This is a genomic window from Caballeronia zhejiangensis, assembly GCF_022879815.1.
Lineage (GTDB): Bacteria > Pseudomonadota > Gammaproteobacteria > Burkholderiales > Burkholderiaceae > Caballeronia > Caballeronia zhejiangensis.
This window is the reverse complement of sequence record NZ_CP084283.1, coordinates 2,509,292-2,524,635: the sequence shown is the minus strand read 5'-3', so window position 1 is coordinate 2,524,635 and position 15,344 is coordinate 2,509,292. Positions and strand designations below refer to the sequence as shown.

Genomic DNA, 15,344 nt, shown 5'->3' with positions numbered 1-15,344 from the left:
TTCAAGTTTCGGTAAAAGGTAAAGCGATGTTTGGCGAGAAGTTTATCGGTCGGCAAAGTCCGATGGTGCTCGTGCTTGGGCTGGGTGAATCCGGTCTGGCGATGGCGCGCTGGTGCGCCAGGCACGGTTGCCGCCTGCGGATCGCCGACACGCGCGAAGCGCCGCCGAATCTCTCCGAACTCGCGATCCACAAGATCGATGCGGATTTCGTCGGCGGCGCGTTCACGCCCGCGTTGCTCGATGGCGGCATCGAACTCGTCGCGATCAGCCCGGGGCTGTCGCCGCTCGCGGATGACCTCGCGCCGCTGATCGCTGCAGCGAAAGAACGCGGCATTTCCGTCTGGGGCGAACTCGAACTGTTCGCGCAGGCGCTCGCCGGACTCGGCGCGAACGGCTATGCGCCTAAAGTCATCGCAATCACGGGCACGAACGGCAAGACCACCACGACCGCGCTCACCGGCCTCTTGTGCGAGCGCGCGGGCAAGTCGGTCGCGGTCGCGGGCAACATCAGCCCGGCGATGCTCGACAAGCTGACCGAAGCCATCGACCAGACCGCGCTGCCCGATGTCTGGGTGCTCGAACTGTCGAGTTTCCAGCTCGAAACCGCGCATACGTTCGCACCGGATGCCGCCGCGGTGCTGAACATCACGCAGGATCATCTCGACTGGCACGGCGGCCTCGACGCCTACGCCGCCGCGAAAGGGCGCATCTTCGGCCCGGCCACGACGCGCGTGCTGAACCGCGACGACAGCCGCGTCATGAAGCTCGCGGCGAACGTCGCGCAACATCGCGTCGTGACGTTCGGACTGAACGAGCCGCTGAATGTCGGCGACTACGGTTTGCTGCGCGATAACGGCATGCAGTGGCTCGTCGTTGGCATCGATCAGGACGCGTCGGAAGAGACTGCGACTTCGCGTCGCCGCAAGAAGGACGAGGCCGAGCCGAACCTCGTTTCCAAGCGTCTGATGCCCGTCGACGCGCTGCGCATCCGCGGTCTGCACAACGCGGCGAACGCGCTCGCAGCGCTGGCGCTGGCTCGCGCGATCGATCTGCCGCTGGCGGCGCTTTTGCACGGCTTGCGCGAGTATCGCGGCGAGCCGCATCGCGTCGAAGTGATCGCGCAGATCGACGGCGTCGATTATGTCGATGACAGCAAAGGCACGAACGTCGGCGCGACGGTCGCCGCGCTCGACGGCCTCGCGCAACGCGTCGTGCTGATCGCCGGCGGCGACGGCAAGGGCCAGGACTTTTCGCCGCTCGAAGCGCCGGTCGCACGCTGGGCGCGCGCCGTGATGCTGATCGGCCGCGACGCGGCACGCATCCGCGAAACGCTGGCATCGACGAATGTCGAATTGCAGGATCACGCGACGCTCGAGGAAGCGACGAACGCCGCCGCGAAAATCGCGGAAGCCGGCGACGCCGTGCTGCTTTCGCCCGCGTGCGCGAGCCTCGACATGTTCAAGAACTACGCACATCGCGCCGACGTGTTTCGCGGCGCGGTCGAAGATATCGCCGCCGCGCGGGGAGTGATGCTATGAGCTGGTCGGAACGCTTCGGATCGAAACTCACCGGACAGCGCAACGCCATGCCCGGCGACTCGCTCGCGGGCCGCTCGAATTCGGGCACGCGCGGCGGCATTTCGAGCGCGGTCAACGGCGTGCGCCCGGCGCGCTCGCGCATGCTCGACTACGACTATTCGCTGTTGTGGGTGATGATCTCGCTGCTCGGCCTGGGCATCGTGATGGTGTACTCGGCGTCGATCGCGATGCCGGATTCGCCCAAGTACGCGAGCTATCGCGACTATCACTTCCTCGTGCGTCACCTCGTTTCGATCACGACGGCGCTCGTCGGCGCGACCATCGCGTTCAAGATTCCGATCAAGACGTGGGAAAAGTACGCGCCGAAGCTTTTTCTCGTCGCGCTGGCGATGCTCATCATCGTGCTGATTCCGCACGTCGGCAAAGGCGTGAACGGCGCGCGCCGCTGGATTCCGCTCGGCATCACGAACATGCAGCCGTCGGAGATCATGAAGCTCGCGGTGACGATCTACGCCGCGAACTACACCGTGCGCAAGCAGGAATTCATGCACAGCTTCGGCAAGGGCTTTCTGCCGATGGCGGTCGCGGTCGGCGCGGTCGGTGCGCTCTTGCTGCTCGAGCCCGACATGGGCGCGTTCATGGTGATCGCCGCGATCGCGATGGGCGTGCTGTTTCTCGGCGGCGTCAACGGCAAGCTGTTCGGCGGCCTCGTGCTGACGGCGGTGGGCACGTTCACGATGCTCGTGTGGCTGTCGCCGTGGCGTCGCGAGCGGATCTTCGCTTACCTCGATCCGTGGGACGACCGTTACGCGCAAGGCAAGGCGTATCAATTGACGCACTCGCTGATTGCGTTCGGGCGCGGCGAGTGGTTCGGCGTCGGCTTGGGCGGCAGCGTCGAGAAGCTGAACTATCTGCCGGAAGCGCATACCGACTTCATTCTCGCGGTGATCGGCGAGGAGCTCGGTTTCGTCGGCGTCATCTGCGTGATCCTGCTGTTCTACTGGATCGTGCGCCGCGCGTTCGAGATCGGCCGTCAGGCGCTTGCGCTCGATCGCACGTTCGCCGGTCTGATGGCGAAGGGCGTCGGCATCTGGTTCGGCGCGCAGACGTTCATCAACATGGGCGTGAATCTCGGTCTTCTGCCGACCAAGGGTCTCACGCTGCCGCTCGTCTCCTACGGCGGCTCGGGCATTTTGCTGAACTGCGTCGCGCTGGCGGTGTTGCTGCGCGTCGATTACGAAAATCGCGTCTTGATGCGCGGAGGAAAAGTATGACCGCGCAACGCGACCGCACCTTGATGGTGATGGCGGGCGGCACCGGGGGCCACGTGTTCCCGGGGCTCGCGGTCGCGCACTGGATGCAGGCGCACGGTTGGCGCGTCGTGTGGCTCGGCAATGCGAGCGGCATGGAAGCGACGCTCGTGCCGAAGCACGGCATTCCGATGGAATACGTGCGCTTCGGCGGCGTGCGCGGCAAGGGCATCAAGACCAAGCTGATGTTGCCGGTGAATCTGCTGCGCGCATGTTCGCAAAGCCTCGCCGCGCTGCGCCGCGTGAAGCCGGACGTCGTGCTCGGCATGGGCGGCTATATCACGTTTCCGGCGGGCATCATGACGAAGCTCGCGGGCTGCCCGCTCGTGCTGCACGAACAGAACTCCATCGCGGGGCTCGCGAACAAGGTGCTCGCGCATCTCGCAAAGCGCGTGCTCGTCGCGTTTCCCAATGCTCTGCCGAATGCAGAATGGACCGGTAATCCGATCCGTGCGGAACTAACGAGCGCATTGCCACCCAAAGAACGCTACGCCGCGCGTTCGGGACGCCTGAACGTGCTCGTCGTCGGAGGCAGTCTCGGCGCTGCCGCGCTCAACGAAACCGTGCCCAAGGCGCTCGCGATGCTCGCATCGGAAGAGCGCCCGCGCATCGTGCATCAGGCGGGCGCGAAGCATATCGAAGCACTGGAAGCGAACTACGCGGCTGCGGGTCTCACGCGCGGTGAAGACCTGCAACTCGTGCCGTTCATCGAAGACATGGCGAGCGCGTATGCATCGGCGGATCTCGTCATCTGCCGGTCGGGCGCGATGACCGTCTCGGAAATCGCCGCGGTCGGCGTGGCGGCGCTCTTCGTGCCGTTCCCGTTCGCCGTCGACGATCACCAGACGACCAACGGCGCGTTCCTCGCGAAGAACGGCGCGGCTGAACTGATACAACAACGCGATCTGTCGGCGCAAAAGCTCGCCGACTGGTTACGCGTACAGACGCGCGACACGCTCGCGGCTATGGCCGAGCGCTCGCGCGCGCTGGCGAAACCGGACGCGACCGAAAAAGTCGCGAGCATTTGCGCCGACGTGGCCGGCGCGCGTTTCGACGCGCAAGCTCGGGAGGCACACTAAATGAAGCACATCGTCAAACATATACATTTCGTCGGGATCGGCGGCGCGGGCATGAGCGGGATCGCCGAAGTGCTGCTCAATCTCGGCTATCACGTGAGCGGATCCGATCTTTCGAACGGCGCGGTCACCGAGCGTCTGCGTGCGCTTGGCGCGCGCGTCGAGATCGGTCATCACGAGCAGAACATCGAAGGCGCGAATGCGGTGGTCGTTTCGACGGCCGTGCGTCCCGACAATCCAGAAGTGCTCGCGGCGCGGCATCGCCGCGTGCCGATCGTGCCGCGGGCCGTGATGCTCGCGGAACTCATGCGCCTGAAGCAGGGCATCGCCATCGCTGGCACGCACGGCAAAACGACGACGACTTCGCTCGTCGCGAGCGTGCTGGCGGCGGGCGGGCTCGATCCGACCTTCGTCATCGGCGGGCGGCTGAACAGCGCGGGCGCGAACGCGCGTCTCGGCACGGGCGATTTCATCGTCGCTGAAGCCGATGAGTCGGACGCTTCGTTCCTGAATCTTTTCCCGGTGATCGAAGTCATCACGAACATCGACGCCGATCACATGGACACCTACGGCCACGACTTCGCGCGGCTCAAGCAGGCGTTCATCGAGTTCACGCATCGGCTGCCGTTCTACGGCATTGCCGTGCTATGTGTCGACGATCCGAACGTCCGCGAAATCCTGCCGTTCGTGTCGAAGCCGATCATCCGCTACGGTCTCGGCGCGGAAGCGCAAGTGCGCGCGGTGAACGTCGAGGCGCGCGACGGCCGCATGCATTTCACGACGCTGCGTGAAGACGCGCCGTCGCTCGACATCGTGCTGAATCTGCCGGGCACGCATAACGTGCAGAACGCGCTCGCGGCAATCGCGATCGCGACTGAACTCGAAGTCGCGGATGCCGATATCCAGCGTGCGCTCGCTGAATTCAACGGCGTAGGCCGTCGCTTCCAGCGTTACGGCGAAGTGAGCGCGGCGAGCGGCGAAGGCGCGTACACGCTCATCGACGACTACGGTCATCACCCGGTCGAAATGGCCGCGACGATCGCGGCGGCGCGCGGCGCGTTTCCGGGGCGGCGTCTCGTGCTCGCGTTCCAGCCGCATCGCTATACGCGCACGCGCGACTGTTTCGAGGATTTCGTGAAAGTGCTGTCGACGGTCGACGCCCTCGTGCTCACCGATGTCTACGCCGCCGGCGAAGCGCCCATCGTGGCCGCCGACGGCCGCGCGCTCGCGCGTGCGATCCGCGTCGCGGGCAAGGTGGAGCCGGTGTTCGTCGAGACGATCGACGAAGTGCCCGACGCGGTGACGACCATCGCGCGCAACGGCGACGTGGTGATCGCCATGGGCGCGGGTTCCATCGGCGGAGTGTGCGGCAAGCTGGCTAACCCCCAGCCTCAGTAAGAGCAAGACCATGAGCAATCAAGTGAATCAAATCGATCCGAAAGTCTTCGGCAAAGTCGCGGTGCTGCTCGGTGGCAATTCCGCCGAACGCGAGGTCTCGCTCAATTCCGGGCGCCTCGTGCTCGAAGGCTTGCGCGAGGCGGGCATCGACGCGCACGCGTTCGATCCGGCGCGGCATCCGCTTTCGGATCTGAAGGCGCAAGGCTTCGTGCGCGCGTTCATCGCGCTGCATGGCGGTTACGGCGAGAACGGGCAACTGCAGGGCGCGCTCGATTTCTACGGCATCCGCTATACGGGCAGCGGCGTGCTCGGCTCGGCGCTCGGCATGGACAAGCTGCGCACGAAGCTCGTGTGGCAGCAGACCGGCATTCCCACGCCGCCGTTCGAAACCGTCTTTCGCGGCGAAGACTACGCGGCGCGCGCGCAGGACATCATCGCGAAGCTCGGGCTGCCGCTCTTCGTCAAGCCGGCGAGCGAAGGATCGAGCGTCGCGGTCATCAAGGTGAAGAGCGCGGAGACGCTCGTGCCCGCGCTCGAAGAAGCGGTGAATTACGACAAGATCGTGATCGTCGAGAAGAGCATCGAGGGCGGCGGCGAATTTACGTGCTGCATCGCGGGCGATCTCGACTTGCCGGTCATCAAGATCGTGCCGGCGGGCGAGTTCTACGACTATCACGCGAAGTACGTCGCGGACGACACGCAATACCTGATTCCGTGCGGCCTGACCGAAGCCGAAGAAACGCGCATGAAGCAGCTGACGAAGCGCGCCTTCGAGATTCTCGGCTGCACCGACTGGGGTCGCGCGGACTTCATGCTCGACTCGGACGGCAACCCGTATTTCCTCGAGGTGAACACGGCGCCCGGCATGACCGATCACTCTCTGCCGCCGAAAGCCGCGCGCGCGGTCGGCATCAGCTACAAGGATCTCGTCGTGAAAGTGCTGTCGCTCACGCTGAAGAACTAGGTCGATCACACACAGGACACGAACAAGCGAAACCATGTGGAACAACGTTCGCCAACTCAACCTCGCCGCCAACGGGCTGCACGTCGTGCTCGTGCTGCTGCTTCTCGGCGCCGCGGGGTACTGGGCGATCCAGCGTCCCGAGTTTCGCCTGCGCGAGATTCAGATCGACGGGGATACGGCGCACATCAGCTCGCCGGTCGTGCGGGCAAGCGTGATCGGTCATCTGAAGGGCAACTACTTCACGGTCGATCTCGATGCGGCGCGCGCCGCGTTCGAGCAGGTGCCGTGGGTGCGCCACGCGAGCGTGCGCCGCGTATGGCCGAACGCGCTCGCGGTGACGCTCGAGGAATACAAGCCGCTCGGCACGTGGGGGAACGATCAACTGGTGAGCGTGGACGGCGATCTCTTCACCGCGAATCAGGGCGAACTCGACGACGATCTGCCCGCGTTCGACGGCCCCGAGGGCACGGCGAAGGAAGTGGTCGCGCGGTATCACGATTTCGAGAAGTGGTTCGCGCCGCTCGACGCGAAGCCGGAAGAAGTCACGCTGTCGCCGCGCTTCGCGTGGACGGTCAAGCTGTCGAACGGCACGCAGGTCGAACTCGGACGCGAGCGTAATCAGGACACGCTGAACGACCGTTGCAAGCGTTTCGTCGCGTCGTGGCCGTCCGTCACGGGACGCTGGGGGAAGGACATCGAATATGCGGATTTGCGGTACCCGAACGGCTTTGCCATACGAGCCGCGAACATGCGCTTCATCAACGACACCGACAAGGCCAAGAAGTAAGCAGACATCACAGGCATGAGCACGCTATGAGCAAAGACTACAAAGACCTGCTGGTTTCCCTCGACATCGGAACGTCGAAGGTGGTCGCGATCGTCGCCGAATTGAAGGGCGAAGGCCACTACGAGGTAATCGGACTCGGTCAGAGCGACTCGAAGGGGTTGAAGAAGGGCGTCGTGGTCAATATCGAGGCCACGGTGCAATCCATCCAGCGCGCGCTCGAAGAAGCCGAACTGATGGCGGATTGCAAGATCACAAACGTATTCACCGGGATCGCGGGCAGCCATATCCGCAGCTTCAATTCGAGCGGGATGGTCGCGATCAAGGACAAGGAGGTCACGCAGGCGGATGTCGCGCGCGTGATCGAAACGGCCAAGGCGATCAACATCCCGACCGATCAGCAGGTGCTGCATATCCTCACCCAGGAATTCATCATCGACGGGCAAGAGGATGTGCGCGAGCCGATCGGCATGAGCGGCATCCGCCTCGAAGTGAAGGTGCACATCGTGACGGGCGCGGTGAGCGCGGCGCAGAACATCGTGAAGTGCGTGCGCCGCTGCGGCCTCGAAGTGAACGACCTCATTCTGCAGCCGCTCGCGTCGTCGCTTGCGGTGCTGACCGAGGACGAGAAGGAACTGGGCGTGGTGCTCGTCGATATCGGCGGCGGCACGACGGACATCGCCATCTTCAGCGAAGGCGCGATCCGACATACGGCGGTGATTCCCATCGCGGGCGATCAGATCACGAGCGACGTCGCGATGGCGCTGCGCACGCCGACGCCGGATGCGGAAGACATCAAGGTGAGCTACGGCATCGCGAAGCAGGCGCTCGCTGATCCGGACGAAATGATCGAAGTGCCGGGGTTGGGCGAGCGCGGTCCGCGCACGCTGTCGCGGCAGGCGCTGGCGGCGGTCGTGGAGCCGCGCGTCGAAGAGCTGTTCTCGCTGGTGCAGCAGGTCGTGCGCGAGTCGGGCTATGAAGAACTGCTGTCGAGCGGCGTCGTGCTGACCGGCGGCGCGGCGATGATGCCCGGCATGGTCGAGCTCGGCGAAGACATCTTCCTGAAACCGGTGCGCATCGGCGTGCCGGAATACGCGGGCGGCCTTGCCGATGTCGTGCGCAATCCGCGCTATTCGACGGCAATGGGCCTGCTCGCCGAAGGACGCTCGCAACGCATGCGCGGCCGCAAGGTCGCGGTACAGAACGGTTCGATGGGACAAGTCTTCTCGCGGATGAAAGACTGGTTCCTCGGGAATTTCTAAGCAATACGCAACACGCAACAAAAAGAATTTCGCGCCGGTACCGGCGGCTGGTGCGCGACAAGGGGTTGCCCGATCTCTCGTCGAATAACGCCGATCTTCATTCTTGACGGAGGCAACATGGATTTCGAAATGCTGGAAACGGAAACCAACGGAACGATCATCAAGGTCGTGGGCGTTGGTGGTGCTGGCGGCAACGCGGTTCAGCACATGATCAACCGCGGCGTGCAGGGCGTCGACTTCATCGTGATGAACACCGACGCGCAAGCGCTCGCCCGTTCGCGCGCGCCGGCGGTTCTGCAACTGGGCATGACCGGTCTCGGCGCTGGCGCGAAGCCGGAGAAGGGCAAGGAAGCGGCGGAAGACGCGCGCGAGCGTATCGCCGACGCACTGCGCGGCGCGCACATGGTGTTCATCACCGCGGGCATGGGCGGCGGCACGGGCACGGGCGCGGCGCCGGTGGTCGCGCAGATCGCCAAGGAAATGGGCATTCTCACCGTTGGCGTCGTGAGCAAGCCGTTCGAGTTCGAAGGCGGCCGCCGCATGCGCGTCGCGGAAGCGGGCTCGCAGCAACTGGAGGATCACGTCGACTCGCTGATCGTCGTGCTGAACGACAAGCTGTTCGAGGTGATGGGCGATGACGCCGAGATGGACAAGTGCTTCCAGTGCGCGGACGACGTGCTGAACAACGCTGTCGCCGGTATCGCTGAAATCATCAACGTCGATGGCCTCGTGAACGTCGACTTCGAAGACGTGAAGACGGTGATGGGCGAGCAGGGCAAGGCGATGATGGGCACGGCGACGGTTGCCGGCGTCGATCGCGCGCGTCTCGCCGCGGAACAGGCGGTCGCGAGTCCGCTGCTGGAAGGCGTGGATCTGTCGGGTGCGCGCGGCGTGCTGGTGAATATCACGTCGAGCCGTTCGCTGCGTCTGTCGGAAACGCGTGAAGTGATGAACACCATCAAGTCCTACGCAGCCGACGATGCAACGGTCATCTTCGGCGCCGTGTACGACGACGCGATGGGCGACGCGCTGCGCGTGACGGTGGTGGCGACGGGCCTGGGCCGCGCGGCGAAGAAGCAGCAGCAAGCGCCGATGACCCTCCTGCGCACGGGCACCGACAATCAGCCGGTCGCACACGCGCATCACGCCGCCGCGCACAATTCGTACGGTACGCAGCACGGTCAGAGCACGACGGATTACGGTCAGCTCGACACGCCGGCAGTGTGGCGCTCGACGCGTGAAACGGCGGCTTCGCACGTGCAGGCGCTGCAGGAAAAAGGCGTCGATACTTACGACATTCCGGCGTTCCTGCGCAAGCAGGCGGACTGAGCGAAGCGCACGTTATTTGCTGCTGAGTTCGTGACGAAGCGGCACACCGCGTGCACGCGCTGAACGTCCGGCGCGCACGACGCAGGCTTCGCGTGGGGCGACTGTCCAAGGCCGCGTCCTGATGCAAAATGGACGCCGGGCCGTGGCCAGCCGACCTCCACGAATCTGCCCCTGACGTCGAGGAAGGCAGAGTGAAGCCGAAATCGCTGCGCAGACTTTCGGCGCGGTTGCGGGACGATGCGATCGCGAGGATGTCCGCGAGCACTGATGAGGGAAGGACCGAGCATGATCAAAGTGGGTGAAACGTTGCCCGACGTGCGTCTCTTCGAGTTCATCGACGAGGCCACCGAGGGCTGTGCCGTGGGACCGAATGCGTTCCCGGTGCGCGAGCGGAGCGCAGGCAAGCGCGTGGTGATCTTCGGATTGCCGGGCGCGTTCACGCCGACGTGCTCCGCCAGACACGTGCCCGGCTATGTCGAAGCGGCGGCGGATTTGTCCGCGGCAGGCATCGACGAAGTCTGGTGCGTTTCCGTCAACGACGCGTTCGTCATGAACGCGTGGGGACGCGATCTTCAAACCGCGGGCAAGGTGAAGATGATTGCGGACGGCAGTGCGCGTTTCACTCAGGCACTCGGACTGGATCAGGATTTGTCCGAGCGTGGCATGGGAATCCGTTCCCAGCGCTACGCGATGGTGGTCGACGACGGCGTGGTCAAGACGCTGAATGTCGAAGCGCCCGGCAAGTTCGAAGTCAGCGACGCTCGCAGTATCCTGGCGACGTTGCGCTGAGTGCAGCGGCGCGCCGCGTTGCCCGCGCGCAACGCTTGAAGCGCCCTCGCATTGAGCTGCAATTTGGGGCCGATGACCGGAAATGCCTCCATTCCGGCCATCGGCCCGTTCTACTTCACAAATCCTTCGCCTTGGCGTAACACAGGGAAACAGTTGATACCACCTGGATCAGGACGGCATGCGGCGAATGGAGTATAATTCGACCTATTAGAATTTAACGCACGATTAATTTCCTTTATAGGATCTTGAATCGGAAAGAACATCATGTTGAAGCAGCGAACAATCAAGACCGTCGTCAAAACCGTGGGGATCGGGCTCCATTCCGGCCGCAAGGTCGACCTGACCCTGCGCCCAGCGCCGATCGGGACGGGCATCGTCTTTTCGCGTATCGACCTGCCCGAGCCGGTCGATATTCCCGCGTCCGCGATGGCGATTGGCGACACGCGTCTCGCTTCCGTGCTGCAGAAGGACGGCGCGCGCGTCTCGACCATCGAGCATTTGATGTCGGCGTGCGCGGGCCTCGGCATCGACAATCTGTATGTCGATGTGACCGCCGAGGAAATCCCGATCATGGACGGCAGCGCGGCATCGTTCGTGTTTCTGATTCAATCGGCGGGTATCGAAGAGCAGAACGCGCCGAAGCAATTCATCAAGGTGACGAAGCCCATCGAAGTACGCGACGGCGACAAATTCGCGCGCCTGGAACCGTATTTCGGCTTCAAGCTGAGCTTCACGATCGATTTCCGCCATCCGGCCGTCGACAAGACCGGTCAGGCGCTCGAAGTGGATTTCGCGACCACGTCGTATGTGCGTGAAATCGCGCGCGCCCGCACGTTCGGCTTCGCGCATGAAGTGGAGATGATGCGCGAACTGGGGCTCGCGCGCGGCGGCAGCATGGACAACGCGATCGTGCTCGACGAGTACCGCATCCTCAACAATGACGGCCTGCGTTACGACGACGAATTCGTGAAGCACAAGATGCTCGACGCGATCGGCGACCTGTACGTGGTCGGCCGTCCGTTGCTGGCGTCGTACAAGGCGTACAAGGGCGGTCACGCGATGAACAACATGCTGCTGCGTGAGTTGCTCGCGAACGAAGACGCTTATGAAATCGTCACATTTGAAGATACGAAAACCGCACCGCGCGGTTTCGGTTTCGACACGCAGACGGCGTTTGCTTAACTGAAAGCCTCAACGGATGAACAAGAATGAGCGGCCGGGCGCCGCTCATTTTTTTTGTCCGCGCGCCTGATGCCGCGCCGCCATCCGCGCGAGCGCTTCCTGTAGAGGCGACGGCTCGAGCGAGGCCGCCAGATCATGCAGCGCCGATGCGCCCGCCGCCGACATGCGCGCCTGCTTCGGCGGCGCGGATTCTTTCATCGGCTGCGGACGGACGCGGATTTTCAGCGCGTTGACGGCCCAGCCGCGTTGTTGCAGGTCGGAAAGCAGACGCGGCTCGATATGCCGCAGCCGCGCCGCCAGCGCGTTGTGCGCGGCGAAAAGCGCGAGGACTCCGTCCTTGATGAAACCCGGTTCCACGTTCGACGCCAGATAATCCGGCAAAAGCGAGCTCAGATCGCGCTGCAGCGCCGCCACTTGCTCGACGCCCGCGCGCAACGCGCGGAACGCATCGGTGCGATCGAGGACGTCGGCGACGGCTTGCGGCCGCCGCGGATCGAAACCCGATCTTGAATTCGTAGAAAAGCGGCTCATTTTTGTATAGGCGCAGGCCCGACGGAACGGTTCGATTGTACGCGAGGCGGCCCGTTGCTTCGGGCGGGGAAACGAGTTTCGCCCGAGCTTTCAGCGGGTTGACTGTCGCGTTCCGTCTACGCACGCGCGGGCACGCCGACGCAAGGTCTGCCAAACTCACATGCTAAAATTCCCGATTCGAATTTCACCTTATGGACTTAAGTCGCCGAGGTTCTCCGAGCCCGGACGCAGCTTTGTGCTGTGGCCGTCCGAAGCCGCGACGCAGACACTGATCCGATGACGACCGGTTTCCTTCAGAAGATTTTTGGCAGCCGCAATCAGCGGCTGGTCAAGCAGTATCAAAAGACCGTTGCGGCAATCAATGCCCTCGAGCCGACCGTCGAGAAGTATTCGGACGACCAGCTGCGCGCCAAGACCGATGAGTTCCGCCAGCGCGTCGCGGGCGGCGAATCGCTCGACGTGATCCTGCCCGAGGCGTTCGCGGTCTGCCGCGAGGCGAGCAAGCGCGTCCTGAAGATGCGCCACTTCGACGTGCAGCTCATCGGCGGCATGGTCCTGCATTACGGCAAGATTGCGGAAATGCGTACCGGCGAGGGCAAGACGCTCGTCGCGACGCTCGCCGCGTATTTGAATGCGCTGTCGGGCCGCGGCGTGCACGTCGTGACGGTGAACGACTACCTCGCCCAGCGCGATGCCGAATGGATGGCGCGCCTCTACAACTTCCTCGGTCTGTCGTGCGGCGTGAATCTGTCGCAGATGGAACACTCGCAGAAGCAGGAAGCGTACGCGGCGGACATCACGTACGGCACGAACAACGAGTTCGGTTTCGATTATCTGCGCGACAACATGGTCTACGAGACCAACGCGCGCGTGCAGCGGCCACTCAATTTCGCGATCGTCGACGAAGTGGACTCGATCCTCATCGACGAGGCACGCACGCCGCTCATCATCTCCGGTCAGGCTGAAGATCACACCGATCTCTACGTGCGCATGAACGCGCTGCCGCCGCTGCTCGAGCAGCAGATCGGCGAAGAAAAGGCCGACGGCACCGGCGTCGAAAAGCCGGGCGATTACACGCTCGATGAAAAAGCGCGTCAGGTGTTCCTGACCGAATCGGGCCACGAGAAGGCCGAGCGCCTGCTCGCCGAGTGGGGTTTGATCGGCGAAGGCGAGAGTCTCTACGCGCCGCAGAACATCACGCTGATGCACCACATCTATGCCGCGTTGCGCGCGCATACGCTTTTCCTGCGCGATCAGCACTACGTGGTGCAGAACGGCGAAGTCGTGATCGTCGACGAATTCACCGGCCGCATGATGACCGGCCGCCGCTGGTCGGACGGTCTGCATCAGGCGGTCGAAGCGAAGGAACACGTCCAGATTCAGGCCGAGAACCAGACGCTCGCGTCCATCACGCTGCAGAACTATTTCCGCATGTACTCGAAGCTGTCCGGCATGACCGGCACGGCGGACACGGAAGCCTACGAATTCAACGAAATCTACGGCCTCGAAACGGTCGTGATTCCGACCAACCGTCCGCCGAAGCGCGTCGACAAGCAGGATCAGATCTACAAGACGTCGAAAGAGCGTTACGACGCGGTGATTCGCGACATCCGCGATTGCGTCGAGCGCGGTCAGCCGACGCTCGTCGGCACGACGTCGATCGAAGCGTCCGAATTGCTGTCGCACCTGCTCACGCAGGCGGGCGTGAAGCACGAAGTGCTCAACGCCAAGCAGCACGCGCGCGAAGCGGCGATCGTCGCGGAAGCGGGCCGTCCGGCCGCCGTCACGATCGCGACGAACATGGCCGGCCGCGGCACGGACATCGTGCTTGGCGGCAACGTCGAGAAGCAGGCGTCGTTCATCGAAGCGGATCTCTCGATCCCCGAGAACGAGAAAGCCGCGCGCATCCAGAAGCTGCACGACGAATGGCAGGCGCTGCACGATCACGTGAAGGCGGCGGGCGGTCTGCATATCATCGGCACCGAGCGTCACGAGTCGCGCCGTATCGACAACCAGCTGCGCGGCCGCGCGGGCCGTCAGGGCGATCCGGGTTCGTCGCGCTTCTATCTGTCGCTGGACGATCCGCTTCTGCGCATTTTCGCGGGCGACCGCGTGCGCGCGATCATGGATCGCCTGAAGATGCCGGAAGGCGAGCCGATCGAAGCAGGCATGGTCACGCGTTCGATCGAAGGCGCGCAGCGCAAGGTCGAAGCGCGCAACTTCGACATCCGCAAGCAACTGCTCGAATACGACGACGTCGCGAACGATCAGCGCAAGGTCATCTATCAGCAGCGTAACGAACTGCTCGAAGCGAACGACGTGCAGGAAACCATCGCGGCGATGCGTCAAAGCGTGATCGGCGACGTCGTGCGAACCTTCGTGCCGGCGGGCAGCATCGAAGAGCAGTGGGAAGCGCCGGAGCTGGAAGAAGTGCTGCGCAACGACTGGTCGCTCGATCTCGCGGTTCAGGAGATGATCAACGAGTCGAATTCGATCGACGCGGAAGAAATTTGCGAAGCCGTGCTCGCCGCCGCCGACGAAGCGTACGAAGCGAAGGTCGCGATGGTCGGCCGCGAATCGTTCAGCGCGTTCGAGCGCTCGATCATGCTGCAGACGCTCGATAGCCGCTGGCGCGAGCATCTCGCCGCGCTCGATCACTTGCGGCAGGGCATCCATCTGCGCGGCTATGCGCAGAAGAACCCGAAGCAGGAATACAAGCGCGAGGCGTTCGAACTGTTCGCCGCGATGCTCGACGCCGTGAAGCAGGAAGTCACGCGCGTCGTGATGAACGTGCAGATCCAGTCGCCGGAGCAGCTCGAAGAAGCCGCCGAGCAGTACGAAGAGAAAGGCAGCCATCTGGAAAACGTGTCGTTCACGCACGCGGATTTCAACGCGCCGGCCGCCGAGCCGACGCCCGCCGCGGCGGCGGCGAGCGCCACCGCGCAGATGGTCAGCCAGGCGATGGCCGCCGGCGACGACATCAGCGTGGCGACGCGTCCTTCGGACGACGTGCCGAAGGTCGGCCGCAACGATCCGTGCCCGTGCGGCAGCGGCAAGAAGTACAAGAACTGTCACGGCAAGCTGGTGTAATCGGCTCGTGACCTGACGAACAAGCGACGCAGCGATGCGTCGTTTGTCTTTGCAGCATCCATCATTCACGGCGCCGGTTCGAATCCGCTGG

12 protein-coding genes are annotated in these 15,344 nt (G+C 63.8%); 11 read left to right on the top strand and 1 reads right to left on the bottom strand.

Translation table 11 applies throughout. The annotated features are described in order from the left end of the window. Nucleotides 1-26 precede the first annotated feature (26 nt). The 10 genes from murD (at nt 27) to lpxC (ending at nt 11,632) form a co-directional block, all read left to right on the top strand. Nucleotides 27-1,538: a UDP-N-acetylmuramoyl-L-alanine--D-glutamate ligase gene (gene murD / locus LDZ23_RS12050; protein WP_034471444.1), complete on the top strand. Its 1,512-nt coding sequence runs from the start codon at nt 27-29 to the stop codon at nt 1,536-1,538. Beyond that, nucleotides 1,535-2,812: a putative lipid II flippase FtsW gene (gene ftsW, locus LDZ23_RS12045; RefSeq protein WP_008342990.1), complete on the top strand. Its 1,278-nt coding sequence runs from the start codon at nt 1,535-1,537 to the stop codon at nt 2,810-2,812. Before murD ends, ftsW begins: the two co-directional genes overlap by 4 nt. Further along, a complete protein-coding gene (murG, locus tag LDZ23_RS12040) occupies nt 2,809-3,927 on the top strand; it encodes an undecaprenyldiphospho-muramoylpentapeptide beta-N-acetylglucosaminyltransferase (protein ID WP_175982743.1) in 1,119 nt (372 codons plus the stop codon). Before ftsW ends, murG begins: the two co-directional genes overlap by 4 nt. Further along, the gene (gene murC, locus LDZ23_RS12035; RefSeq protein WP_034471448.1) at nt 3,928-5,322 is read left to right on the top strand and encodes a UDP-N-acetylmuramate--L-alanine ligase; all 1,395 of its coding nucleotides are present in this window, start codon (nt 3,928-3,930) and stop codon (nt 5,320-5,322) included. Nucleotides 5,323-5,344: 22 nt separating this feature from the next. Then, nucleotides 5,345-6,286, top strand: coding sequence for a D-alanine--D-alanine ligase (locus LDZ23_RS12030; protein WP_008342984.1), 942 nt, complete (start codon nt 5,345-5,347; stop codon nt 6,284-6,286). A 34-nt stretch (nt 6,287-6,320) separates the two neighbouring features. After that, complete coding sequence (locus LDZ23_RS12025; RefSeq protein WP_008342982.1) at nt 6,321-7,073, top strand: cell division protein FtsQ/DivIB; 753 nt, start codon at nt 6,321-6,323, stop codon at nt 7,071-7,073. A gap of 26 nt (nt 7,074-7,099) precedes the next feature. Continuing rightward, nucleotides 7,100-8,332: a cell division protein FtsA gene (gene ftsA, locus LDZ23_RS12020; protein ID WP_008342980.1), complete on the top strand. Its 1,233-nt coding sequence runs from the start codon at nt 7,100-7,102 to the stop codon at nt 8,330-8,332. Nucleotides 8,333-8,449: 117 nt separating this feature from the next. Further along, a complete protein-coding gene (gene ftsZ / locus LDZ23_RS12015) occupies nt 8,450-9,661 on the top strand; it encodes a cell division protein FtsZ (protein ID WP_008342979.1) in 1,212 nt (403 codons plus the stop codon). Between the two features lie 285 nt (nt 9,662-9,946). Beyond that, nucleotides 9,947-10,450, top strand: coding sequence for a peroxiredoxin (locus tag LDZ23_RS12010; RefSeq protein ID WP_175982744.1), 504 nt, complete (start codon nt 9,947-9,949; stop codon nt 10,448-10,450). Nucleotides 10,451-10,714: 264 nt separating this feature from the next. Then, nucleotides 10,715-11,632 carry a UDP-3-O-acyl-N-acetylglucosamine deacetylase gene (lpxC, locus tag LDZ23_RS12005; protein WP_008342975.1) on the top strand — a complete coding sequence of 306 codons (918 nt, stop codon included), beginning with the start codon at nt 10,715-10,717 and terminating at the stop codon, nt 11,630-11,632. A gap of 45 nt (nt 11,633-11,677) precedes the next feature. Here lpxC and LDZ23_RS12000 read toward each other — a convergent pair whose 3' ends face one another. Next, nucleotides 11,678-12,163, bottom strand: coding sequence for a DciA family protein (locus tag LDZ23_RS12000; RefSeq protein ID WP_008342974.1), 486 nt, complete (start codon nt 12,161-12,163; stop codon nt 11,678-11,680). 276 nt (nt 12,164-12,439) lie between these two features. On the opposite strand from LDZ23_RS12000, the gene secA reads away from it, so the two are divergent. After that, nucleotides 12,440-15,253, top strand: a complete 2,814-nt coding sequence (secA, locus tag LDZ23_RS11995; RefSeq protein ID WP_034471684.1) for a preprotein translocase subunit SecA — start codon at nt 12,440-12,442, stop codon at nt 15,251-15,253. The last annotated feature ends 91 nt before the right edge of the window (nt 15,254-15,344 follow it).

Excerpts from the sequence above, each read along its gene's own strand:
- LDZ23_RS12000 (WP_008342974.1), bottom strand. The coding sequence starts at position 12,163 with ATGAGCCGCTTTTCTACGAATTCAAGATCGGGTTTCGATCCGCGGCGG.
- ftsZ (WP_008342979.1), top strand. The coding sequence starts at position 8,450 with ATGGATTTCGAAATGCTGGAAACGGAAACCAACGGAACGATCATCAAG.
- secA (WP_034471684.1), top strand. The coding sequence starts at position 12,440 with ATGACGACCGGTTTCCTTCAGAAGATTTTTGGCAGCCGCAATCAGCGG.
- LDZ23_RS12010 (WP_175982744.1), top strand. The coding sequence starts at position 9,947 with ATGATCAAAGTGGGTGAAACGTTGCCCGACGTGCGTCTCTTCGAGTTC.
- ftsW (WP_008342990.1), top strand. The coding sequence starts at position 1,535 with ATGAGCTGGTCGGAACGCTTCGGATCGAAACTCACCGGACAGCGCAAC.
- lpxC (WP_008342975.1), top strand. The coding sequence starts at position 10,715 with ATGTTGAAGCAGCGAACAATCAAGACCGTCGTCAAAACCGTGGGGATC.
- murC (WP_034471448.1), top strand. The coding sequence starts at position 3,928 with ATGAAGCACATCGTCAAACATATACATTTCGTCGGGATCGGCGGCGCG.
- murG (WP_175982743.1), top strand. The coding sequence starts at position 2,809 with ATGACCGCGCAACGCGACCGCACCTTGATGGTGATGGCGGGCGGCACC.
- murD (WP_034471444.1), top strand. The coding sequence starts at position 27 with ATGTTTGGCGAGAAGTTTATCGGTCGGCAAAGTCCGATGGTGCTCGTG.
- ftsA (WP_008342980.1), top strand. The coding sequence starts at position 7,100 with ATGAGCAAAGACTACAAAGACCTGCTGGTTTCCCTCGACATCGGAACG.
- LDZ23_RS12025 (WP_008342982.1), top strand. The coding sequence starts at position 6,321 with ATGTGGAACAACGTTCGCCAACTCAACCTCGCCGCCAACGGGCTGCAC.